General features: G+C 72.7%; 18 protein-coding genes. 11 read left to right on the top strand and 7 right to left on the bottom strand.

What is annotated here, in order from left to right; translation table 11 throughout:
- Nucleotides 1–15 precede the first annotated feature (15 nt).
- Nucleotides 16–681 carry a type 1 glutamine amidotransferase domain-containing protein gene (locus FHS22_RS16190; RefSeq protein ID WP_184942491.1) on the top strand — a complete coding sequence of 222 codons (666 nt, stop codon included), beginning with the start codon at nucleotides 16–18 and terminating at the stop codon, nucleotides 679–681.
- Between the two features lie 108 nt (nucleotides 682–789).
- Here the strand turns inward: FHS22_RS16190 and FHS22_RS16185 are convergent, their stop codons facing one another.
- The gene (locus FHS22_RS16185; RefSeq protein ID WP_338047767.1) at nucleotides 790–1,476 is read right to left on the bottom strand and encodes a class I SAM-dependent methyltransferase; all 687 of its coding nucleotides are present in this window, start codon (nucleotides 1,474–1,476) and stop codon (nucleotides 790–792) included.
- Between the two features lie 122 nt (nucleotides 1,477–1,598).
- Here FHS22_RS16185 and FHS22_RS16180 point away from each other — a divergent pair, with 122 nt between their 5' ends.
- The 8 genes from FHS22_RS16180 (at nucleotide 1,599) to FHS22_RS16145 (ending at nucleotide 9,965) form a co-directional block, all read left to right on the top strand.
- Nucleotides 1,599–2,171 carry a DUF6461 domain-containing protein gene (locus tag FHS22_RS16180; protein WP_184942487.1) on the top strand — a complete coding sequence of 191 codons (573 nt, stop codon included), beginning with the start codon at nucleotides 1,599–1,601 and terminating at the stop codon, nucleotides 2,169–2,171.
- A gap of 505 nt (nucleotides 2,172–2,676) precedes the next feature.
- Nucleotides 2,677–3,243 carry a hypothetical protein gene (locus FHS22_RS16175; RefSeq protein ID WP_184942486.1) on the top strand — a complete coding sequence of 189 codons (567 nt, stop codon included), beginning with the start codon at nucleotides 2,677–2,679 and terminating at the stop codon, nucleotides 3,241–3,243.
- A 273-nt stretch (nucleotides 3,244–3,516) separates the two neighbouring features.
- Nucleotides 3,517–3,960, top strand: coding sequence for a VOC family protein (locus FHS22_RS16170; protein ID WP_184942484.1), 444 nt, complete (start codon nucleotides 3,517–3,519; stop codon nucleotides 3,958–3,960).
- Between the two features lie 26 nt (nucleotides 3,961–3,986).
- Nucleotides 3,987–5,066 (top strand): pyridoxamine 5'-phosphate oxidase family protein, encoded by a 1,080-nt coding sequence (locus FHS22_RS16165; protein WP_184942482.1) that lies wholly within the window; start codon nucleotides 3,987–3,989, stop codon nucleotides 5,064–5,066.
- A gap of 95 nt (nucleotides 5,067–5,161) precedes the next feature.
- Entirely contained in the window at nucleotides 5,162–5,647 is a 486-nt protein-coding gene (locus tag FHS22_RS16160; protein ID WP_184942481.1) for a (2Fe-2S)-binding protein, read from the top strand.
- Nucleotides 5,644–8,103, top strand: a complete 2,460-nt coding sequence (locus FHS22_RS16155) for a xanthine dehydrogenase family protein molybdopterin-binding subunit (RefSeq protein WP_184942479.1) — start codon at nucleotides 5,644–5,646, stop codon at nucleotides 8,101–8,103. The genes FHS22_RS16160 and FHS22_RS16155 overlap by 4 nt, the downstream gene beginning before the upstream one ends.
- Nucleotides 8,100–8,984: an FAD binding domain-containing protein gene (locus tag FHS22_RS16150; protein ID WP_184942477.1), complete on the top strand. Its 885-nt coding sequence runs from the start codon at nucleotides 8,100–8,102 to the stop codon at nucleotides 8,982–8,984. Before FHS22_RS16155 ends, FHS22_RS16150 begins: the two co-directional genes overlap by 4 nt.
- Before the next feature lie 183 nt (nucleotides 8,985–9,167).
- On the top strand, nucleotides 9,168–9,965 hold the full coding sequence (locus FHS22_RS16145; RefSeq protein WP_338047766.1) for an SRPBCC family protein: 798 nt from the start codon (nucleotides 9,168–9,170) through the stop codon (nucleotides 9,963–9,965).
- Nucleotides 9,966–10,038: 73 nt separating this feature from the next.
- On the opposite strand, the gene FHS22_RS16140 is transcribed toward FHS22_RS16145, so the two are convergent.
- Nucleotides 10,039–11,730, bottom strand: a complete 1,692-nt coding sequence (locus FHS22_RS16140) for an ATP-binding protein (protein ID WP_184942473.1) — start codon at nucleotides 11,728–11,730, stop codon at nucleotides 10,039–10,041.
- 188 nt (nucleotides 11,731–11,918) lie between these two features.
- On the opposite strand from FHS22_RS16140, the gene FHS22_RS39260 reads away from it, so the two are divergent.
- Together FHS22_RS39260 and FHS22_RS16130 are read left to right on the top strand one after the other, a co-directional pair.
- Nucleotides 11,919–14,699 (top strand): CDP-glycerol glycerophosphotransferase family protein, encoded by a 2,781-nt coding sequence (locus tag FHS22_RS39260; protein ID WP_184942471.1) that lies wholly within the window; start codon nucleotides 11,919–11,921, stop codon nucleotides 14,697–14,699.
- Nucleotides 14,700–14,929: 230 nt separating this feature from the next.
- Nucleotides 14,930–16,081 (top strand): glycosyltransferase, encoded by a 1,152-nt coding sequence (locus tag FHS22_RS16130; RefSeq protein WP_184942470.1) that lies wholly within the window; start codon nucleotides 14,930–14,932, stop codon nucleotides 16,079–16,081.
- Here FHS22_RS16130 and FHS22_RS16125 read toward each other — a convergent pair.
- From FHS22_RS16125 to FHS22_RS16105, 5 genes are all read right to left on the bottom strand, one after another.
- Nucleotides 16,071–17,117, bottom strand: a complete 1,047-nt coding sequence (locus tag FHS22_RS16125; RefSeq protein WP_184942468.1) for a sulfotransferase family protein — start codon at nucleotides 17,115–17,117, stop codon at nucleotides 16,071–16,073. The genes FHS22_RS16130 and FHS22_RS16125 overlap by 11 nt on opposite strands.
- A gap of 2 nt (nucleotides 17,118–17,119) precedes the next feature.
- Nucleotides 17,120–18,130, bottom strand: a complete 1,011-nt coding sequence (locus FHS22_RS16120; protein WP_184942467.1) for a sulfotransferase family protein — start codon at nucleotides 18,128–18,130, stop codon at nucleotides 17,120–17,122.
- Nucleotides 18,131–18,201: 71 nt separating this feature from the next.
- Nucleotides 18,202–19,074 carry a CDP-alcohol phosphatidyltransferase family protein gene (locus FHS22_RS16115; RefSeq protein ID WP_260407975.1) on the bottom strand — a complete coding sequence of 291 codons (873 nt, stop codon included), beginning with the start codon at nucleotides 19,072–19,074 and terminating at the stop codon, nucleotides 18,202–18,204.
- 116 nt (nucleotides 19,075–19,190) lie between these two features.
- Nucleotides 19,191–20,237 (bottom strand): sulfotransferase family protein, encoded by a 1,047-nt coding sequence (locus tag FHS22_RS16110; RefSeq protein ID WP_184942463.1) that lies wholly within the window; start codon nucleotides 20,235–20,237, stop codon nucleotides 19,191–19,193.
- Between the two features lie 142 nt (nucleotides 20,238–20,379).
- Complete coding sequence (locus FHS22_RS16105; RefSeq protein ID WP_260407974.1) at nucleotides 20,380–21,342, bottom strand: CDP-alcohol phosphatidyltransferase family protein; 963 nt, start codon at nucleotides 21,340–21,342, stop codon at nucleotides 20,380–20,382.
- Between the last annotated feature and the right edge of the window lie 161 nt (nucleotides 21,343–21,503).

Below are 21,503 nucleotides of genomic sequence, written 5' to 3'. Positions count from 1 at the left end.
GGTGATGCTCGATCCATGACGAAACGCATCCTCACTGTCCTGACCAGCCACGACCGGCTCGGCGAGACCGGCCGCACGACCGGCTTCTACGTCTCCGAGGCCGCCCACCCCTGGGAGGTCTTCCACGCCGCCGGATTCGAGATGGATCTCGCGAGCGTCGCGGGCGGCCGGCCGCCCCAGGACGGCTACGACCCCGAAGACCCCGTCCAGGCGAAGTTCCTCCAGGAGTACGGCGAGCGGCTGCGCTCCACCCCGCGCGTCGCGGACGTCGACCCGGCCCGGTACGACGCGGTCTTCTTCGCCGGGGGCCACGGCACCATGTGGGACTTCCCCGGCGGCGAGGGCATCGCGGAGCTGGCCCGCTCCGTCTACGAGAACGGCGGGGTGGTGGCCGCGGTCTGCCACGGCCCGTCGGCGCTGGTGAACGTCACCCTCTCCGACGGCTCCCACCTGGTCGCGGGCAAGCGGGTCGCCGCCTTCACCGACTCCGAGGAGGCGGCGGTCGGCCTGGCCGGGGAGGTGCCGTTCCTGCTGGCGAGCACCCTCGCCGAGCGCGGCGCCCTGCACTCCGGGGCACCCGACTTCACCGAGCACGTCGTGCGCGACGGGCGGCTGGTGACCGGCCAGAACCCGGCGAGCGCCGCCACAGCGGCAAAGGAGGTCGTCGCCGCCCTGAGCTGAGGCACGCCGCGCCTCCCGGCGGCACGACGCACCGGAACGAGCGATCGCACGTCTGAAGCGGCACCCCGTGCGGTGACCTGATTCCCGGCCGCGCGGGAAAGCCGCGGTTCAGCGGGGTACGGCGCACACCCATCCGCGGTCGTCGTCGAGGAATCCGGAGAGCGTCAGTCCGGCCCGGCCGAGCTCGCGGCCGAGGCGGTCGTCGTCGAGACGGCGGCTGAGGAAGGTGTGGGTCCAGCGCCGCTCGCCGATGACGTACTCCATGGTGGCCTTCAGCAGGCCGGGTCCGGGGCGGCTGATGTCCGTCATGCGGACGGTACGGCCGTCGCCGGCATCGTGCTCGGACGGCTGGACGGTGTCGTACCACTCGGGGGGCTTGCGCTGCAGGATCACGCAGCCGTCGGGGACGACGTGACGGCGGCAGGTGCGCAGGAACGCGGCACGCAGGTCGTCGTCGGCGGTCTCGACGACGAACGACATCAGCAGCACCAGATCGAAGGTCCGGGGCAGGGCCAGGGTCTGGATCGGGGAGCAGACGGTCTCGGCTCCGGTGATGTGGGCGAGCATCTCGGGGGATTCGTCGACGGCGACGACCTCGTGGCCGAGCTCCAGCAGGGGGCGGGTGACGCGTCCGGTGCCGGCGCCGAGTTCGAGGATGCTCGCCCCGGGCGGGACCGCGGCGTGGACGCGTTCGGGTTCGCCGTTCGCGGTGAGGGTGGCGTAGTAGTCGACCGCGCAGCCGTCCGGAGTGATCGGTCCCGGACCCGTGCCGTGATAGATCCGCGGTGAGGTCACACTTCCCATTCTGGGGCGCGGTGGGCAGTCGAAGCGAGGGAGAGTGCCGTATCACGTCCAGCCCCGTCATCCCGTGACGACCGGGTTCTGTGCCTGTCGGCGGCGGCTGGCAGCATGACGACATGACCATGCAGCCCCTCGACATCTCTTGGCTCTGCGGCGAATACGCCGAGGAGTGCTACAGCTTCATCTACGTCCGTGCCACGCCTGAACAGGTGGTCGCCCGCCTCGGCGGTCGATGGGAGGACTTCACGCCGGGCCCCTTCCCCGACGACCCGGATGACCACCCAGGCCCTGGGGAGCCTCTCGGCGTCACCTCCATCGGCGACTGGACGTTCGTTTTCGACCCTGACTGGCTCGGCACCAGCGAAGACGTGATCACTGCGCTCTCCGCGGGCACCCGCCTCGTCTCCCAGGCCGCACTGGCCATCAAGGGCCTGGACTACTTCCACTGGTGCGAGGACGGCGAGATCAGATTCGCCTGGGGAGTCGATGACGAACATCTGGCGGAGACCCCGGACGAACTCGTGGACACGATGGCGGAGATCAACAGGCTCTATCCATCGTCTCCCCACTTCTATGAAGGGCCGGCTTTCCTGCTCGTCGAGCACCTGACCGGGATCAGGCCGACGGAGCAGCTGCTGAAGGGCTCCACGTTGATGTGGGGCGTCGTCCCAGAACCGGCCACGTCGTGACGTCGGCCAACAACGCATACGGCCGTGCGCGCGACGGCCCTGCGCGGTTTCTCCACCGCCGGCCGCTCGGCTACCGCCGTCAGTAGCCGGTCGGTCCGGTCCCCTCGGCCATCCGTCAGCCGAGGGCGGATCTCACCGATCACCGTTGAGACCAATCCGGCGAGTTTCTTCGCGATGCCGGGCAGAGGGGGATGGGACGCCACGGTGTACCTCCGGTCTGTCAACGTAATCGACTGGGCCTGGCCCGCGTACGGTGCCGGATGGGATCGGTCCCGCATGCCTCGTCCTGCGGCTGATGGCGGGTGGGCACACCGCCGAGAAGGTCGCCGTCGGCACCACGGCGCCGGCCGTACCCGCCGCCGCCGCCCCCTCCGGGGCCGCGCCTTTCCCGTGGCCGGGTGTCTTCCGGAGGCTGTGCACGTTTCGTGGAGATCCTGTGCACTCCGCGATCACGGCGCCGCGGTGCTGTCATGATCTCGGTGGCGCCTCACCGATGGGATCCGCGATGCCTCCCCGCTCACTCGTGCTGTCGGCCGCCTCGCTCTGTGCGGGCGGCCTCGCGGTCCTGGTGTACTTCCACGACTCCGACCTGGTGCTCCTGAGGGAGCATCTGAACCATCCGTTCGCGCTCGGTGCGCTGGCCTGCCTCCTGATGGCGCTGGCCGCCGCCGGGCTCCGGTGGATGTGGCTGCGTGTCGTGATCGTCCTCCTTTCCGGGCTGGGCATGAGCGTCGCGCTGTTCGGGGGGTGGATGGCCCTCGCGTTCTCCTCGACCGCGGAGGTCGGCTTCGTCGACGGACCGGATCCGTACCGGATCCGGCTCCAGCGGTCGCTGGCGGGACTCGGGCCGGACACGGTGATGTGGCTCAGCGTCCGCAGGGACGCCGGGTTGCTCAGCAGGGAGTGGGATCTCGGCTGCTTCAACGACGACGTCCCCGACGACGCCCTCGACTCGGTCACGTGGACGGGGCCGGGTTCGGTCGAGATCCGGGTGGTCGACGGGCGGACGTTCCCCATAGCCCTGGACCCCGCCTCAGGCCGGCCCCTGACCACCGCCGCCCTCAACTGCTGACCTCGGGCCCACGTCGGAGCAGCGGCTGGATACCAGGGAGTGCCATCCGCGTTCGACCGGCGACGTCGTTCGGGGTCATCGCCCACGCCGGAGACCGTCCACTGCGGCACCGGGGCGGAGGCGACCCGGTGTCGCTCTGGGTCAATGCGGCGCCCACACATCAACAGTGACGCACATCACAGTTTTCTAACGGAAAATTAGCGATAAATCCATTAGATTGTTCTCACGTCACTAACGGATCCAGCCGTTAGAAACGATGATGGGAGTACGCGGATGACCTTCAAGACCGGCCACATCGGGCTCAACGTCTCCGACCTCGACGCGTCCAAGGACTTCTACCGGAAGGTCTTCGGCTTCGAGGTCATGGGCGAGTCGGGCGAGGATGGCCGCCGCTACGCCTTCCTCGGCCTCGGCGGCACGCTCGTGCTGACCCTCTGGCAGCAGAGTGAAGGACGGTTCGCCACCGGCCTGCCCGGCCTGCACCACCTGTCCTTCGAGGTCCCGGACATCGAGACGGTACGGCGGGCGGAGCAGGTCGTCCGGGAGCTCGGCGCGACACTCCACCACGACGGCGCCGTCGCGCACGGCGAGGGGGCCTCCTCCGGGGGCGTGTTCTTCGAGGACCCGGACGGCATCCGGCTGGAGATCTACGCGCCCACCGGCGCCGGAGAGCTCCCCGCCCCCTCCGCGACCGCTCCCACCTGCGGGTTCTTCTAGACCGGCAGACCCCGGACGGAGGAGTCATGATCCAGGAGGGAAAGGTCCACCCGGGGGAGGCCGCGGTCCAGCGGCGGGCCGGGGTGCGGCGGGCCGGAGAGCTGGGATCGGTGCGGACCCGGCCGGAGATCCCCGAGGTGGCGGGCGAGTTCCTCCGCGCGCAGCGGATGCTCGTCATCGGGGCCGCCGACGCCTCCGGCCGGGTCTGGGCGAGCGCGCTGACCGGCCCCGCCGGGTTCGCCCGGCCGTACGGCGAGCGGGCCGTCGTGGTCGACGCGCTGCCCGGCGCGCACGACCCGCTGGCGGCGGTGCTCGGCGGCGGGGCGGGCGGGAGCGGCGGCGCGGACCGCCCCGACGCCGCCCACGGGACCGGCGGGGACGGGCACGACATCGGGACGCTCGCCATCGAGCCGGCCACCCGGCGGCGGATGCGGCTCAACGGCCGGGTGCGCCGGGACGGGGAGCGCCTGGTGATCCGCACCGAGCAGGTCTACGCCAACTGCCCCAAGTACATCCAGGCCAGGACGATCGCCGACGGCCCGGCCCCGCATCCCGGAGGCGTGCGGGGCAGGAGCCCGGAGAGCGGGAACCCGGACACCGCCCGGCGGGCCGCCGGGATCCCGGCGGCGGCGCCCGCAGGGACGCCCGCGGAGACGCTCACGGGGGCGCTCACGGGGGCGCAGCGCGCATGGATCGGGCGCGCGGACACGTTCTTCGTCGCCACCCGCGTCACCGGCCTCGGCGCCGACGTGTCCCACCGGGGCGGCGGCCCCGGATTCGTCAGGGTGCTCGGCGGGCGGCGGCTGGCCTGGCCGGAGTACGCCGGGAACATGATGTACATGACGCTCGGCAACCTGGAGCTGGACGAGCGCTGCGGCCTGCTCTTCCTCGACTGGGACAGCGGTGACGCGCTCCACCTGACCGGCCGGGCCCGGGTGGACGAGGACCCCCGCGGCGTCCCGGGGGCGGAGCGGCTGGTCGAGTTCGACGTCGACCGGGTCGTCCACGCCGCCGCCGCGATCCCGTTCCGCTGGACCTTCGGGGACTATTCCCGCCACAACCCACCGGTCGAGGGGGTGACCAGCCTTCCCGCGATGGGGGCTTGACCGGCGTCAACAGGGGCGTACGTTCGCATTTATCAGCCGGCTCCCACTTCTCCTCAATCCCCCCGTAATCCCCCACGGGTGCACCTGGAGGACGTATGCCCCGAATCACCGTCACCGTCGACGGAGTCCGATACGAGGAGGAGGTCGAGCCCCGCCTCCTCCTCGTCCACCTGCTGCGAGACCGGCTGGGCAAGACCGGCACCCCGGTCGGCTGCGACACCGGCAACTGCGGCGCCTGCACCGTCATGCTCGACGGCCGCAGCGCCAAGAGCTGCTCGGTGCTGGCCGTGCAGGCCGACGAGTGCGACGTCGTCACGATCGAGGGCCTGGGCCGGGCCGCCGAGCTGCACCCCATGCAGAAGGCCTTCCACACCGAGCACGCGCTGCAGTGCGGGTACTGCACCCCCGGCATGATCATGGCCGCGATCGACCTGCTGCGCGACGACCCCGACCCCTCGGACGAGGCCATCAGGGCGGGACTCGAAGGCAACCTCTGCCGGTGCACCGGCTACTGCAACATCGTCCGCGCGGTACGGCGCGGCGCCCGGGAGATGTCCGGCGAGGAGGTGCGGACGTCATGACCGAGCAGCTCGACGCCGGCCTGGTCGCCCGGCAGATCGCCGAGAGCGACCAGCTCAGCGACCCCTCCGGCGTCCGCGAGGTCGGCCGGGCGCGCAGGCGCAAGGAGGACGCCCGCCTGGTCACCGGCCGGACCATGTGGACCGACAACATCCAGCTCCCGGGCATGCTGTACGTCGCGTTCCTGCGCAGCCCGATGGCGCACGCCCGGATCACCCGGGTCGACGTCTCCGCCGCGCGCGTGCAGCCCGGCGTGGTCGCCGCCTACGCCGGGCAGGACCTCGCCGACGAGCAGGGCTCGCTCCCGTGCGCCTGGCCGGTCAGCGAGGACGTCGTCATCCCCGACCACCCGCCCATGGCGGTGGACACCGTCCGCTACGTCGGCGAGGCCGTGGCCTGCGTGGTCGCCACCGACCGCTACAAGGCCGCCGACGCGCTGGAGGCGATCGAGGTCGACTACGAGCCGCTGGAGGCCGTACTCGACATGACCGAGGCCCTCGCCGAGGGCGGCCCGAGAGTCCACGAGGCGGGCAACCAGGCCTTCACCTGGAAGTTCGCCGGCGGCGACATCGAGGCGGCGTTCCGCGACGCCCCCGTGGTGATCGACCGGACCTACGTCCAGCAGCGGCTCATCCCCACCGCGATGGAGCCGCGCGCGGTCGTGGCCACCACCGACGGCGACGCCTTCACCCTCTACTCCGCGACGCAGATCCCGCACGTGCTGCGCGTCATGCTGGCGCTGACCACCGGCATCCCCGAGCACAGGCTCCGCGTGGTCGCCCCCGACGTGGGCGGCGGCTTCGGATCGAAGCTCCAGGTCACCGCCGAGGAGGTGCTCTGCCTGCTGCTGACCCGCCGCCTCGGCAAGCCGGTGAAGTGGACCGAGTCCCGCTCCGAGGGCAACCTGACCGTGCACCACGGCCGCGACCAGCTCCAGCGGATCTCCGTCGCCGCCGAGCGGGACGGCCGGATCCGGGGCGTGCGGGTGGACCTGCTCGCCGACATGGGCGCCTACCTGATGCTGGTCACACCGGGCGTGCCGCTGCTCGGCGCGTTCATGTACAACGGCATCTACAAGATGGACGCCTACGACTTCACCTGCACGGGCGTCTTCACCACCAAGATGCCGACCGACGCCTACCGGGGCGCGGGGCGCCCCGAGGCCACGTTCGCCATCGAGCGCGCCGTCGACGAGCTCGCGCACGAACTGGGCCTCGACCCGATCGAGGTACGGCGCCGCAACTGGATCACCCACCAGGAGTTCCCCTACACCACGATCGCCGGGCTGACCTACGACTCCGGCAACTACGAGGCCGCCACCGACCGGGCGCTGGCCCTGTTCGGCTACGACAAGCTCCGCGCCGAGCAGGCCGACCGGCGCGACCGGCGCGATCCGGTCCAGCTCGGCATCGGCGTCTCGACCTACACCGAGATGTGCGGCCTGGCCCCGTCCCGGGTGCTCGGCTCGCTCAGCTACGGGGCGGGCGGCTGGGAGCACGCCGCGGTCCGCCTGCTCCCCACCGGCAAGGTCGAGGTCGTCACCGGCACCTCCCCGCACGGCCAGGGGCACGAGACCGCGTGGAGCCAGATCGTGGCCGACGCGCTGGGCGTGCCCTTCGACGACGTCTCCGTCCTGCACGGCGACACCGCGGTCGCGCCCCGGGGCATGGACACCTACGGCTCGCGCTCGCTCGTCGTGGGCGGCGTCGCGGTGCTGCGGGCCTGCGAGAAGGTGAAGGACAAGGCCAGGGACCTGGCCGCGCACCTGCTGGAGGCCGCACCCGGCGACGTCGAGTTCACCGCCGGGGAGTTCAGGGTCCGGGGCACCTCCGAGGGGAGGACCATCCAGGAGCTCGCGCTGGCCGCCTTCGCCGCGCACGACCTCCCGGACGGCTTCGAGCCCCGGCTGGACGCCGACGCCACCTTCGATCCGGAGAACTTCTCCTTCCCGCACGGCACCCACCTGTGCGCGGTCGAGGTGGACACCGAGACGGGCACCGCGAAGATCCGCTCCTACGTGGCCGTGGACGACGTGGGCTCCGTGGTGAACCCGCTGATCGTCGAGGGCCAGGTGCACGGCGGCATCGCGCAGGGCATCGCCCAGGCCCTGTTCGAGGAGGCGGTCTACGACTCCGAGGGCAACCTGCTCACCACGACGATGGCCGACTACCTGATCCCGTCCGCGGCCGACCTGCCGGAGTTCGTCACCGACCGGACCGAGACCCCCGCGACCAGCAACCCGCTCGGCGTCAAGGGCGTCGGCGAGGCCGGGACGATCGCCTCCACCCCGGCCGTGGTCAACGCGGTCGTCGACGCGCTGCGCCCGTACGGCGTGCACGACGTCCCGATGCCCTGCACGCCCGAACGGATCTGGCGGGTGCTCGGCGGCGGAGGCGGGACCGGCGGGAGCGCGACGGGATGGGCGGGCCCGACCGAGTCCGAAGGAGGCGCACGGTGATCCCCGCGGCGTTCGACTACATCCGGCCCGCCTCCCTGGACGAGGCCTGCCGCGTGCTCGGCGACGCCGGGGACGAGGCCAAGATCCTGGCCGGCGGCCAGTCCCTGCTGCCGCTGCTCCGGCTCCGGCTGGCCTACCCGGCGGCACTCGTGGACCTCGGGCGGGTGCCCGGGCTGCGCGGCGTGGAGGACCGCGGCGACCACGTGTTCATCGGCGCGCTCACCACGCACGACGAGGTGCTGCGCTCGGCGGTGGTCCGCGAGCACGTCCCGCTGGTCGCGCTGGCCACCGCCACGGTCGCCGACCCCGCGGTGCGGCACCGCGGCACCTTCGGCGGCTCCCTCGCCCACGCCGACCCGGCCGGGGACCTGCCCGCCGTCGCCCTCGCCCTGGACTGCGTGTTCGTCGCCCGGTCGGGCGAGGGCGAGCGGGAGATCCCGGCGGCCGAGTTCTTCGTCGACTACCTGGAGCCGGCGCTGCACCCGGGCGAGGTACTGCTCGGCGTCCGGGTGCCCAAGCTCGGCGCGGGCTGGGGCTTCCACTACGAGAAGTTCCACCGGACCGCGCAGGCGTGGGCGGTGGTCGGGGTGGCGGCCGCCGTACGGGTCGAGGGCGGGAGCCTCGAGGAGGCCCGGATCGGCCTGACCAACATGGGCCCGGCGCCGGTGCGGGCCCGGGCGGTGGAGACGGCGCTGCGCGGGGTGGCGCCCGCGCCCGGCGGGAACGGCGGCGCAGGCGGCTCCCGCGACCCGCTCAGGGACGCCTGCGGCGAGGCCGCCGAGGGCACCGCCCCGCCGGCGGACCTGCACGCGGGGCAGGATTACCGCCGCCACCTGGCCCGGGTGCTGACCTACCGGGCGGTACGGGCGGCGAGCGCCTGAGAGCGGCCGCACCGGCCGGGGTTCCGTCCCCCGGCCGGTGCGGGTCCTCGCTCTGGCGATGCCGCCGTCCGTAGTCGTAGTGTCACAACTATCGGGGTGACGCAGGAACGGCCTGCTGTCCGACCAACCGACAAGGAGCGGACCAGTGACTCCTCCGCTCCCTTCGCTAGGAGAATGATGGCGATGCGGTTCGAGCACGAGTTCACGGTTCCGGTGCCGGTCGAGCAGGCCTGGGCGGTGCTCCTCGACGTGGAGCGGGTCGCGCCCTGCCTGCCGGGGGCCGCGCTCGACACCGTCGACGGCGACTCCTTCACCGGCCGGATGAAGGTGAAGGTCGGCCCGATCACGGTCACCTACCGGGGCGACGCCAGGTTCGAGGACGTGGACAAGGACGCGCACACCCTGACCATCAAGGCCTCCGGCAAGGAGGCCCGGGGCTCCGGCACGGCCGGCGCCACGGTCACCGCCCGCCTCCACCCGGAGGGCGACGGCACCCGGGTCACCGTCGACACCTCCTTCAAGGTGACCGGCCGCCCCGCGCAGTTCGGCCGGGGCGTGATGGCGGAGGTCGGCGCGAGGCTGATCGACAGGTTCGCCGCCAACCTCTCCGGCCTGCTGGCGGAGGGCCCCGGCACGGCGGCCGAGACCTCCCCTCCCGCGGCCGGCGCCGGGACGGCGGTGGAGCCCGCCGAACCCGTGGAGCCCTCCTCGGGCGCCCCGGGCGTCTCGGCGGAGCCCACCTCCCCGGCCTCCCTCACCGTGGTCCCCCCGCCCCGCGAGGTCGCCTCGGTCGAGGAGATCCGCGGCCAGGACGCCCACCCGGCCGGCACCGCCCGCACCTCCCGCACCCCCGACGAGGAGGCCCTCGACCTCCTGGAGGTGGCGGGCGTCCCGCTGCTCAGGCGGGCCGCCCTGCCGGCCGCCGCGGTGCTGGGCCTCGTCCTGCTCGCCTGGCTGCTCCGCCGCGCCCTGCGCCGCTGACGGAGTCCTCGCGGCCTGCGGGGAGCCGCGCCCCTCCCGCAGGCCGGGAACCGCCGGACCCCGGAGCTCCCGGTCACGTTTCCTCCCGGGCCGTCCTCCGCGTCCCGGCCACGGGGAGGGTGAGGGTGAAGGTGGAGCCGTGGCCGGGGGTGCTGGCGGCGGTGAGGGCGCCGCCGTGGGCTTCGGCGATGGACCTGGCGATGGTCAGGCCCAGGCCGATGCCCTGGACGGCCTGGTCGGTGGCCGAGCGGGTGCGGTAGAAGTGCTCGAAGACGTGGGGCAGCTCGTCGGCGGGGATGCCGGCGCCGGTGTCGGTGACCTCGATCGTCACCGTCTCGGCGGCGCCGGAGGCGCGCACGGTGACCGGCGCGCCGGGCGGGGAGAACTTGATCGCGTTGGAGAGCAGGGCGCTCAGCGCCCGCACCAGGTGGTCGAGGTCGGCCTCGACGCGCTGCCCGTCGGGATCGACGCTCACCTCGACGGCGGAGCCGCGGGCGCGGGCCTCCTCACCGACGCTCCGGACGGCCCGGTCGACGATCTCCCGCACCGCGACCGGGGCGGAGTCGACGGTCAGGTCGCCGGTGTTCATGGCGTTGACGGTGAGCAGGTCGTCGACCAGGTGCTGCAGCCGGGCGGCGTTGTCCGCCATCACGTGCAGCATCCGCTCGTAGCGACCGGGGAGCGGGCCCTCCTCGTCGGTGAGCATCTCCAGGTAGCCGATGATGGTGGTCAGCGGGGTGCGCAGCTCGTGCGAGACGGTGGCGACGAAGTCGCCCTTGGCCTCGTCGAGCTCCCTGAGCCGGGCGACGGTGGCCTGTTCCTGCTCGTAGGCGACGCGCAGCGCGTCCTCGGCGCGGCGGCGGTCGGTGATGTCGTGCAGGAAGCTGTTGAACAGCCACGTGCCCGCGTCGCGCACGGCCCAGATCACCAGCTCGACCGGGAACTCCTCGCCCTCGTCGAGCCGCCAGGCGGTGATCTCGAACCGCTGGTTGAGCACCTTCGGCCGCCCGGTGTCCAGGAACCGGGCCAGGCCCCGCAGGTGGGCCTCCCGGTGGCGGGGCGGCACGATCGTGTCGGCCAGCAGCCGGCCGAGCGCCTGCTCGCGCGGGAGGCGGAACATGCGCTCGGCCGCGGCGTTCCAGTCGGCGATGCGCCCGGTGGCGTCCATCGCCACGAACGCCTCCATCGACGTCTCGATCATCTGCTCCAGCCGGTGCCGCTCCGCGTCGGCGGCCTGCCGGGCCCGCTGCCGGTCGACCACCTGGCCGAGCTGGTGACCGAGATTCGCCATCACCCGCATCAGCGGTCTGTCCCGCGGTATCACCTGGTGGGCGAAGAACTCCAGCACCGCCACCACCCCGTCGACGGCGACGACCGGGAAGGCGAACGCGGCTCCCACCCCGAGCTCGGCGCCCCCGCCGGTCCGGACGAAAGCCGGGTCGCGGGTGACGTCGTAGGACCACACCGGCTCGCCGGTGGCCGCGACCTGGCCGATGGTGCCCACTCCGGGCGTGAACCGCGAGCGGGCGGTCACCTCGCGCAGCACCGGGAACTCCTCGACCGCGCCCACCCACAGCCCGGAGGAGACGAAGCCCTCACCGGTGTCGTCCGCCACGTACAGGTGGCCCAGCGACCAGCCGGTCAGCTCGCAGACCGCAGCCAGGATCACCCGGGCCGCCGGTTCGAGCTCGTCGGCGGCGCTCATCACCGGCGTGATGCTGTCGAGCAGCGACACCAGCGCCGCCTCCCGCTCCGTTCGCGGCATCCGCCCTCCCCCTCCCGGAGCTCGCCGCCCGGAGTCCGGCCGGCGAGATGAATATTACAGACAGCGACCGGAGATGAGCGGAGAGCACGAGTGAAGGGAGGATCGCCGCCCGACCGCGAAAGTAAATAGTGGTGCACTGATTAATAAAGCGGACAATTCTCCACTTAATCACGGGAACAGTGCAGATCGTGATCAATGCACCCGAATGCAGCGTGATCGTCATTACGTACAACGACGCCTCCCGTGTGGCCAGGGCCGTGCGGTCGGTGCTGGACCAGTCGCTGCGGAACCTCGAAGTGATCGTCGTGGACGACGCGAGCAGCGACGGCACCGAGCGGGTGGTCCGCGCGCTCCAGGAGGGCGACCCCCGGGTCCGCTACCTGCGCAGGGAGAGCAACAGCGGCGGCTGCGGGGCACCGCGCAACGCCGGGGTCGCCGCCGCCCGCGCGCCGTACGCCATGTTCCTCGACAGCGACGACCGGCTCGCCAAGCACGCGTGCAAGAGCATGATCGGCGAGATCGAGCGGACCGGCGCCGACTTCGTCACCGGCCAGATCATCCGGTTCTACGAGACGAGCCGCAAGAGCAACCGCTACTACCCCGAGCTGTTCGCCCGGCGCAGGACGGTCGAGGGGATCGCCGACGATCCCCGGATGTTCCTCGACTCCTTCGCCACCAACAAGCTCTACCGGACCGGCCTGCTGCGCCGGATCCCGTTCCGGGAGGACATGCACTTCGAGGACCACGTCTTCACCACCGAGCTGTACTGCGCCGCCCGCCGGTTCGCGGTGGTCCCGTGGACCGTCTACGTCTGGCACCGGGCCCGCGACACGGGCGACGGCCACCTGTCGATCTCGCTCCGCTTCCGTGAGATGGGCAACGCCCGGCAGCGCGTCAGGGCGGCCCTCCTGAGCGACGAGATCCTGCGGGAACGCGGCTGCGGCCACCTGGTGCCCGAGCGCCAGCACCGGTTCCTCCGCCAGGACCTGCGGGTCTACCTCAACCCGCTGCCCTCCCGGGACCGGGCCTGGGCCGCGGAGTTCGCCTCCGTCGTCCGGCCGTACCTGGCCGGGATCGACCCGGCCGTCTTCGAGCGGATCGACCCCGTCGCCCGGGTCTGCTGCACGCTGATCCTCGACGGCCGGATCGACGACCTGATCGTCGCCGCCCGCTCCCTCAACGGGCCGCGGGCCGCGCCGCGCTCCGCCGTACGGGACGGCGGGCGGACCTACTGGGGCACCGTCCCGGACCGGAGGATGGAGATCACCTCGCTCCGCCTGGCCGAGCTGCCCTACACCGCGACCAGGCTCCGGCACGAGGCCGCCTTCACCGGCGACGGGACGCGGCTCGCCCTGTCGATCAGGACCTACGACCCGTTCGGGGTCCTCGCCGCCCACCCGGGCTGGACCGCGTTCCTGCAGCTCTGGTCCCACCGGGTACGGCTGGCGCCCCGCGAGCAGCCCGACGGCAGCCTGCTCAGCGAGGCCGTGGTCGACCTCGCCGGGCTCAGGCACGGCCGCCTCGGCTTCGACGGCCGCTACGACCCGAAGATCGTGATCGTCCGCCCCGACGGCCGGGCCACCTCCGACCTGGTCCTGGTGGACCCGGCCGCCGCGCCGGTCACCGCGGCCGTCCCCTGGCACACCGTCACGGTGCGGGCCGAGGGCACGGCCGCGGTCCTGCGGGTGTGCTGGCGGCGGGAGGGCCTGCTCCGCAGGGCGTCCCGGCTGGCGCGGACCCGGACGAAGCTCGTCAGGAAGCTGAGCACCGCCGAGCTGAAGCTCCGCGTCTACAAGGGATTGATCAAGGTCGTGCCGCCCCGCCGGGACCTCGCCCTGTTCGAGTCCGACGTCGGCGCCGGGTACACCGGCAGCCCCCGCTACATCTACGAGGAGCTGAAGCGGCGCGGCGCCCCGCTCCGCATGGTCTGGTCGGTCGCGAGGAGGCGCCGGAACTTCCCCGCCGACGCCCCGCTCGTGCGCCGGATGAGCTGGCGGTACATCTGGACGATGGCCCGGGCGGGCTACTGGGTGGACAGCCACGGGCTGCCGCTGGACTACCCCAAGCCGCGCGGAACCCGCTACCTGCAGACCTGGCACGGTCAGGGCATCAAGTCGATCGGCTTCAACTCGCCCGACCTGCGCGCCGACTTCTCCGGCCCGCGGGCGCAGTGGCGGGCGGCGGTGGCGCGCTGGGACGCGCTGGTCGCGCCGAGCGCCGAGTTCGAGCGGATCTTCGTCCCGTCGAACGAGTACGCCGGCCCGGTGCTCCGGTACGGCTCGCCCCGGTGCGACGTGCTCGTCCACGGCGACCCGGCCGCCGTCGCGCGGGCGAGGGACCGCCTGGAGATCCCGCCGGACCGCAGGGTGCTGCTCTACGCGCCGACCTACCGGGACCAGGCCAAGTCCTCCGGCCGGTCCGTCCGCGCCGACCTGGAGCTGATGGCGGGGGCCCTCGCCGGGGAGTGGGTGGTCGTGCTGCGCCCGCACCCGGTCGAGCGCTACCGGGTGCCCCAGCACCTGCGCCACTTCGTCCGCCCGGCCGGGTCGTATCCGGAGATCAACGACCTGATGCTCGTCTCGGACGCGCTGCTGACCGACTACTCGTCGGTGATGTGCGACTACGCGGTCACCGGCAAGCCGATGCTCTTCCTGATCGACGACTGGGACGAGTACCGCCGCGTGGAGCGGGGCGTCTACCACGACCTGCCCGCGATCGCCCCGGGCCCCTGCCTGACCACCACCGAGGAGCTGATCTACGCGCTGCGCGACCTCGACGGCCTGGCCTCGTCGTTCGCCGCCACGTACGCGGCGTTCCGGGAGATGTGGTGCGCCGACGAGCAGGGGCACGCGAGCGCCCGGGTGGTGGACGCCTTCTTCGGACCGGCGCGGGCGCGGGTCCCGGAGCGGCACGACCTGCCCGCGGTCGCACGCGCGGCCCGGCTGGCCGTACCGGGCTGGTTGCGGTGAGCCGGAGGGCGAGGCCTTCCGCGAAGTGAGTGAGGAGTGGTGAGCGACCCATGAACCGGAGCGAACCCGACGCAGCGAACACAGCGGCAGGCCGAGGGACGAGGCCTTCCGCGAAGTGAGTGAGGAGTGGTGAGCGACCCATGAACCGGAGCGAACCCGACGCAGCGAACACAGCGGCAGGCCGAGGGACGAGGCCTTCCGCGAAGTGAGTGAGGAGTGGTGAGCGACCCATGAACACGGTCCTGTTCGCCTGTATGGACGCCGACACCCTGGGCGGGATCCAGCGGGTCACGCACACCGTGGCCCAGGGCCTGGCCGGGCGGGGGCACGAGGTGCACGTGGTCGGGCTGCACCGGGCGGAGCGCCCGTTCCGCTACGTGGAGCGGCCCGCCTACCACCACCACGTGATCCACGGCACGCTCGTGGGGAAGGTCTCCCGGGCGGCCGTGCGGCGCGAGCACCGGCGGCTCGCCGGGTTGTTCGGCCGGCTGGCCCCGGGCTTCGCGGTGATGACCTCGCCGGGCGTGGTGACCCGGCTCAAGAGCCTGCTCCCGGGGCACCTGCTCCCGATCGGCCAGTACCACGGCTCCTACCAGCACGCCCGGGGCTCCTGGCATCTGAGGTCGGTCCGCGGGCACTACGGCGGGCTGGAGAAGGCGGTGTTCGTCAGCGAGGACGACGCGTGGCTGTTCTCCGAGCACGCGCTGCTGCCCAACACCTGGTCCCTGCCGAACCCGCTGCCCGCCTGGCCGTCTCGGGCCTCCGGGCTGACCGGCCGCCGGGTGCTCGGGGTGGGCAGGCTGGAGGGCGTCAAACGCTTCGACCGGCTGATCTCGGCCTTCGCCCTGGCCTGCCGGGGTGCGGCGGGCTCCCCGGAGCGGCGGGCCGCGGCCGGCGGCCCGGGCGCGGTGGACGGCCGGGCCGCGATGGACGGCTGGGAGCTGCATCTGATCGGCGAGGGCGCCGAGCGGGAGCGGCTGCACGCGCACGCGCTGGCGTGCGGGGTGGCCGACCGGGTGGTGTTCCGGGGGGCGGTGCCCGCGGCGGACATGGGGCTCGAATATCTCGGCGGGGCGGTGCTGGGCCTGTCCAGCGAGCACGAGGGGCTCCCGCTGGTGGTCGGGGAGGCCGCCTCGTACGGCGTGCCGTCGGTGGCGTTCGACGTGTCGGGCGGGGTGCGCTCGCTGGTCCTCGACGCGGAGACCGGGCTGCTGGTCCCGCCGGCCGACGTGGACGCGTTCGCGGCGGCGCTGGTCCGGCTGGCGGGCTCGGCGGACGAGCGGCGGCGGCTGGGCGCCGCCGCCCGCGCGCACGTCGGGCAGTTCCGGCTGGATCGGGTCCTGGACCGCTGGGAGGAGCTCTTCGAGCACGTCACCCGCTGACGGGGACCCACGGCTCGCGGCGGGGGACCGGGATCCCGGCCAGCCTGCGCTCCTCGGTGGTGAGCCTGGCGGCCAGCGGGTTCGGCTCGCGGAGCCGTACCAGCCGGTCGAAGGCGATGCGCTTGGCCCGGGCCAGCCTCCGCTTGGCCGCGGTGTGCTCGTAGGCGAGGACGTGCGACCGCTCGGCCTTCGGAGCCCCGCTGAGCTCGTAGCCGCACTCCTCCAGGCGGTCGGCGAGCACGGTCTCGCACAGCGAGACCTCCTGCGGGGTGAGCCGCTCCTTCCACGAGCCGGACCGGGCGGTCGTCACCTTGCCGTGGGTGCGCTCGTGCCAGGTCTTGCGGGCGGGTACGGCGATGCGCGCCATCCGGTCCGGCTCGCTCATCGCCGGGTCGTACTCCTCGCCGAGGAACGCGCACAGCCCGCGCAGCTCGGCCTCGGGGTCGCGGGTCAGGTCCTCGTAACGGAGCTGGTGGTAGCTGCCCTCGGGGAGCCTGGGCGCGCCGTACCGGGCGAAGTCGATCGCCTCGGCCCAGACGGAGACGGCGCTGTGGATGCCTCCCCGGTGCCAGGGCATCTCCTTGAGCGAGGCCACGCAGTCGCGGCCGTCCCTGATGAGGTGCACGAACTGGGCGTCGGGGAAGAGCCGGAGCAGGGCGTCCACGCTCTGGAAGTAGCCCGGCCGCTTGTCGCCCCAGCGCGGCTTGCCGAACCGGGCCGCGTAGGCGCGCAGCACGGCGCCCAGGGCCGAACCGAGCGTCGGCGGGCCGGTGGCGATCTCCCTGGCCACCTCGGCGGCGTCCAGTCCCAGGTCGTGGAAGCGGTGCTGCCGCCGGCCGACGACCCACTCGGCGAGCTCGCGCCGGCAGATCGGGTCGGCCAGGTCGCCGAAGCGCAGCCGCCGCTGGTAGGCCGCCATCATGAACCGGGTCTCCGGCGGGATGGCGATGCGGGGATGGGCGTGCGTCATGAGCTGGAGCATCGTCGTCCCCGAGCGGGGGCAGCCCACGATGAAGATCGGCCGGTCGGACTGCATGGTCAGGCCTTCACCAGCTCGCCCAGCTGCCGGGTGGTGAGCTGCGCCGCCACCGGGCCGGGCTCGCGCAGCCGGTTGATCCGGTCCCTGAGGTCCTTGCGCCGGCGGGCCGCCCGCCGCTTGGCCGCGACCCTGGACACCTCCGCCACCTGGCCCTTCTCCGCCGCGGGCGCGCCGGTCAGCTCGTAGCCGTTGGCGGTCAGCCGCTCGGCCAGCACGGTCTCGCAGAGGGAGACCTCCCACGGCTTCAGCCGCGCCTTCCACGAGCCGGAGCGGGCGGTCGTCACCTCGCCGTGGGTGTTGCTGTGCCAGATCTTGTGCTGCGGGATCGCCTCCCGCGCCGCGTGGCACGGCTCGCTCATCGCCGGGTCGTACTCCTCGCCGAGGAACGCGCACAACGTAGTGAGCTCGGTCTCCGGGGAGGCGGTGAGGTCCTCGTAACGCAGCTCGTAGTAGCTGTCGGCCGGGAGCCTGCGGGCGTGGCGGCGGCCGAAGTCGATGGCCTCGGCCCAGTTGTTCACCGCGTGGAAGACGTCCTTGCCGTACCAGGGCATCTCCTTGAGCGAGGCCACGCAGTCCCGGCCGTCCCTGATCAGGTGCACGAACTGGGCGTCGGGGAACAGGCGCAGGATCAGGTCCACGTAGTGGTAGTAGCTCGGCCGCTTGTCACCCCATCGGGCCTTGCCGTACCGCTCGGCGTAGGACCTGAAGGCGATGCCGATCGCCGAGCCGAGCGTGGGCGGCCCGGCCACGACCTCCTCGACGAACCGGTCGCCGTCGAGCTTGAGCTCCTTGAACTTGGTGTCCTTGTCGCTCGCGATCCACTGGCCCAGCCGGCGCCGGTTGGCCTCCTCGCGCAGGTCCCCGAAACCGAACCTGCGGTAGTAGCCGGGGACCAGGAAGCGGGTCTCCGGGGCCACCGCGATCCGCGGGTGCGAGTGCAGCATCAGCTGCAGCATGGTGGTGCCGGAGCGCGGGCAGCCGATGACGAAGATCGGCCGGTCGGACTGCATTACAACGAACCCCCGTGGAGAGTCGGTCGGACAGGTGTGCCGGTCGGGCGGGCCGCTCGGCCGGGCGCCGGTCAGGCGGGCAGGTGCCGGGCGCCGGCCGGGACCGGCGCGGCGGGCGCCGCCGTCCGGGTGAACAGCCAGAGCAGGTAGATCAGGAAGGCCTCGTTCAGCAGGAGCAGCGCGCCCGCCGCGATCGAGACGGGCAGCAGCGCCCCGGCGCCGAGCAGCGGCGCGACCACGAACACCGCGGCGTGGAACTCGATGCCGCTCATCAGGTGGGGCCGGACCCGGTGGCGGCCGAGGACCCGGCCGAGCCGGCGGTATCTCCGCAGCACCCGGCGGACGCCCCAGGGCGGCTGGACGGAGGGGTCCCCGGCCGGCACCTCGATGGAGTCGTCCGGCGGCGCCTGCGCCGGCGCCCCGTCCGGTGCGGCGGCGTTCCGCCCGTCGCGCGGGGCCCGGTTCTCCCTGACCACCTCGCGCACCCGCTTCATCTGCGGGGCGTTCACGTAGCGGAACAGGTCCAGCACGGTCACTCCTGCGCCGAGCAGGATGTAGGCGACCTCACCGGTCGCCGCGTACTGCCCGAACGCCAGCCCGGCCGCGCAGCAGATCTCCCGGATCCGGTCGCCCACGAAGTCGACCCAGAGGCCGAACGCGGTCCCGGTCCCCTTGAGCCGGGCGATCTTGCCGTCCATGCAGTCGACCATGAAGCTCAGGTAGAACAGCGCGGCCCCCGCCGCGAGCTGCCCCGCCGCGAACCAGACCGCCGCCCCCAGGCCGAGCGCCAGCGAGAGGCAGGTGAGGCCGTTGGGCGTGACGGCCGTGTGGTTGGCGACGAACACCGTGAGCCGGCACGCCACCGGGTCGACCAGGAAAACGGTCCACCACGAGTCCCGCTGCTTGCGCGCCGCGTGAACGTCGTCCAACGAGTAGGCCCTCATGCAGGTCAGCATGGCGACACCGAGTTCATCGACATTGACTTTCTGTAACTAACGGAAGGTCTCCATGCCAGTTCTTGACCCACCCGGGCTGGTACTCCGAGACCGCTCCGGGGATGTCAGCGTGTTCCGGCGAGGACGGACTCGTCCCGGCGGACCGGGATCCCGGCCAGTCGCAGCTCCTCGGTGGTGAGCCTGGCGGCCGGGGGGTTCGGCTCGCGGAGCCGTACCAGCCGGTCGAGGGTGGCCCGCTTGGTCCGGGACAGCTTCCGCCTGGCCGCGGTGTGCTCGTAGGCCAGGACGTGCGACCGCTCGGCCTTCGGGGTCCCGCCGAGCTCGTAGCCGAGGGACTCCAGGCGGCCGGCGAGCACGGTCTCGCACAGCGAGGCCTCCCACGGTTCCAGCCGTGCCTTCCACGAGCCGGAGCGGGCGGTCGTCACCTCGCGGTGGGTGTTGACGTGCCAGGTCTTGTGCTCCGGTACGGCGACGCCCGCCACCCGGCTCGGCTCGCACATCGCCGGGTCGTACTCCTCGCCGAGGAAGGCGCACAGCCGGGCGAGCTCCGCCTCCGGGTGGGCCGTGAGGTTCTCGTAGCGCAGCTCGTGGTAGCTGCCCGCCGGGAGCTTGGGGGCGCGGCGGCGGGCGAAGTCGATCGCCTCGGCCCAGACGGAGATCGCGTGGTAGATCTCCTTGTTGTACCAGGGCATCTCCTTGAGCGAGGCCACGCAGTCCCGGCCGTCCCTGATGAGGTGCACGAACTGGGCGTCGGGGAAGAGCCGGAGCAGGACGTCCACGCTCTTGAAGTACGACGGCCGCTTGTCGCCCCAGCGCGGCTTGCCGAACCGGGCCGCGTAGGCGCGCAGCACGATGCCCAGCGCGGAGCCGAGCGTCGGCGGACCGGTGACGATCTGCTCGGTCACCTCGGCGGCGTCCAGCCCGAGGTCCTCGAAGCGGTTCTGCCTGCGGTTGACGATCCAGTCGGCGAACTGCTCGCGGCGGGCCGGGCTGGTCAGGTCGCCGAAGCGCAGCCGCCGCTGGTAGGCCGCCATCATGAACCGGGTCTCCGGCGGGATGGCGATGCGCGGATGCGCGTGCAGCATCAGCTGCAGCATGGTGGTGCCGGAGCGCGGGCAGCCGATGACGAAGATCGGCCGGTCGGACTGCATCACAACGAACCCCCGTGGAGAATCGGTCGGGCAGAAGTACGGATCGGGTGGGCGCGTGCGCCGCGCGCCGTGCGGAACGGGCCGGATCGGGGCGGGCGGGCACGCGCCGCCGCGCGGATCAGGCGGGCACGCGCCGCACGGATCAGGCGGGCACGCGCTGCGCGCCGTGCGGAACCGGCGCGGCGGACTCGGGCAGGACGGGCGCCGGCATCCGGGTGAACCGCCAGAGCCGGAAGACCAGGTAGACCTCGTTCAGCAGGAGCAGCGCGCCCGCCCCGGTCACGACGGGCAGCAGCGCCCCGGCGCCGAGCAGCGGCGCGACCACGAACACCGCGGCGTGGAACTCGATGCCGCTCACCAGGTGGGTGCGGATCCGGTAGCGGGCGAGGAAGGGGCCGATCAGGCGGTAGGTTCCCAGCATCCGCCGGACGCGCCGAGCCGGTGACGGCCGGCGGCCCCTCCGCGGACCGGCCGTCGAGGAGCCCTCCGGGCCCGCCGAGGCCTCGATCAGCGAGGCCGCCTCCTGCAGCACCGCGGAGACCTCCGCCCGCGTCACGGAGACCTCGCCGGAGACCCCGCCGTGCTCCTCGCCGTGGGCCTCCACCGCGCCGGGGACGGGCCAGTTCTCCCTGACCGCGTCGCGCACCCGCTTCATCTGCGGGGCGTTCACGTAGCGGAACAGGTCCAGCACCGCGACCCCCGTGCCGAGCAGGATGTAGGCGAGCTCCCCGGTCGCCGCGTACTGCCCGGACGCCAGCCCGATCGCGCAGCAGACCACCCGGATCCGGTCGCCCACGTAGTCGACCCAGAGACCGAAGACGGTCCCGGTCCCCTTGAGCCGGGCGATCTTGCCGTCCATGCAGTCGACCATGAAGCTCAGGTAGAACAGCGCGGCCCCCGCCGCGAGCCGCCCCGCCGCGAAGCAGACCGCGGCGGCCGTACCGAGGATGAGCGAGAAACGGGAGAGCCCGTTGGGTGTGACGGCCGTGTGGTTGGCGACGAGCAACGTGAGCCGGCACGCCACCGGATCGACCAGGAAAACGGTCCACCAGGAGTCCTTGGGTTTGCACGTGGCACGGACGTCGTCCAACGAGTAGGGCCTCATAGCTGCCAGCATGGCCACGACGGAGTCGTCGGCAATGACGCTCTGTAACTACCGGGAGGTCTCCTTTCCAGTTCTTGACCAATCCGGGCCGGTGAGGCCGCCGACTTTGTCAACGGGACGGATTCACCGGGAGGGCTCCTGCCCTTTTCCGGGAAGCCCGT

The organism is Thiemannella venezuelensis (genome assembly GCF_014203605.1).
Taxonomy (GTDB): domain Bacteria; phylum Actinomycetota; class Actinomycetes; order Streptosporangiales; family Streptosporangiaceae; genus Planomonospora_A; species Planomonospora_A venezuelensis.
Note: the sequence above shows the minus strand (reverse complement) of the source record. Positions and strands in the feature narration are given on the sequence as shown.

What these genes read in the sequence shown, in the direction of transcription:
- FHS22_RS16105 (WP_260407974.1), bottom strand. Translation starts at nt 21,342, where the DNA reads ATGAGGCCCTACTCGTTGGACGACGTCCGTGCCACGTGCAAACCCAAG.
- FHS22_RS16175 (WP_184942486.1), top strand. Translation starts at nt 2,677, where the DNA reads ATGCCTCCCCGCTCACTCGTGCTGTCGGCCGCCTCGCTCTGTGCGGGC.
- FHS22_RS16140 (WP_184942473.1), bottom strand. Translation starts at nt 11,730, where the DNA reads ATGCCGCGAACGGAGCGGGAGGCGGCGCTGGTGTCGCTGCTCGACAGC.
- FHS22_RS16115 (WP_260407975.1), bottom strand. Translation starts at nt 19,074, where the DNA reads ATGAGGGCCTACTCGTTGGACGACGTTCACGCGGCGCGCAAGCAGCGG.
- FHS22_RS16130 (WP_184942470.1), top strand. Translation starts at nt 14,930, where the DNA reads ATGAACACGGTCCTGTTCGCCTGTATGGACGCCGACACCCTGGGCGGG.
- FHS22_RS16160 (WP_184942481.1), top strand. Translation starts at nt 5,162, where the DNA reads ATGCCCCGAATCACCGTCACCGTCGACGGAGTCCGATACGAGGAGGAG.
- FHS22_RS16110 (WP_184942463.1), bottom strand. Translation starts at nt 20,237, where the DNA reads ATGCAGTCCGACCGGCCGATCTTCGTCATCGGCTGCCCGCGCTCCGGC.
- FHS22_RS16155 (WP_184942479.1), top strand. Translation starts at nt 5,644, where the DNA reads ATGACCGAGCAGCTCGACGCCGGCCTGGTCGCCCGGCAGATCGCCGAG.
- FHS22_RS16190 (WP_184942491.1), top strand. Translation starts at nt 16, where the DNA reads ATGACGAAACGCATCCTCACTGTCCTGACCAGCCACGACCGGCTCGGC.
- FHS22_RS16120 (WP_184942467.1), bottom strand. Translation starts at nt 18,130, where the DNA reads ATGCAGTCCGACCGGCCGATCTTCGTCATCGGCTGCCCGCGCTCCGGC.
- FHS22_RS16165 (WP_184942482.1), top strand. Translation starts at nt 3,987, where the DNA reads ATGATCCAGGAGGGAAAGGTCCACCCGGGGGAGGCCGCGGTCCAGCGG.
- FHS22_RS16125 (WP_184942468.1), bottom strand. Translation starts at nt 17,117, where the DNA reads ATGCAGTCCGACCGGCCGATCTTCATCGTGGGCTGCCCCCGCTCGGGG.
- FHS22_RS16170 (WP_184942484.1), top strand. Translation starts at nt 3,517, where the DNA reads ATGACCTTCAAGACCGGCCACATCGGGCTCAACGTCTCCGACCTCGAC.
- FHS22_RS16145 (WP_338047766.1), top strand. Translation starts at nt 9,168, where the DNA reads ATGCGGTTCGAGCACGAGTTCACGGTTCCGGTGCCGGTCGAGCAGGCC.
- FHS22_RS16180 (WP_184942487.1), top strand. Translation starts at nt 1,599, where the DNA reads ATGACCATGCAGCCCCTCGACATCTCTTGGCTCTGCGGCGAATACGCC.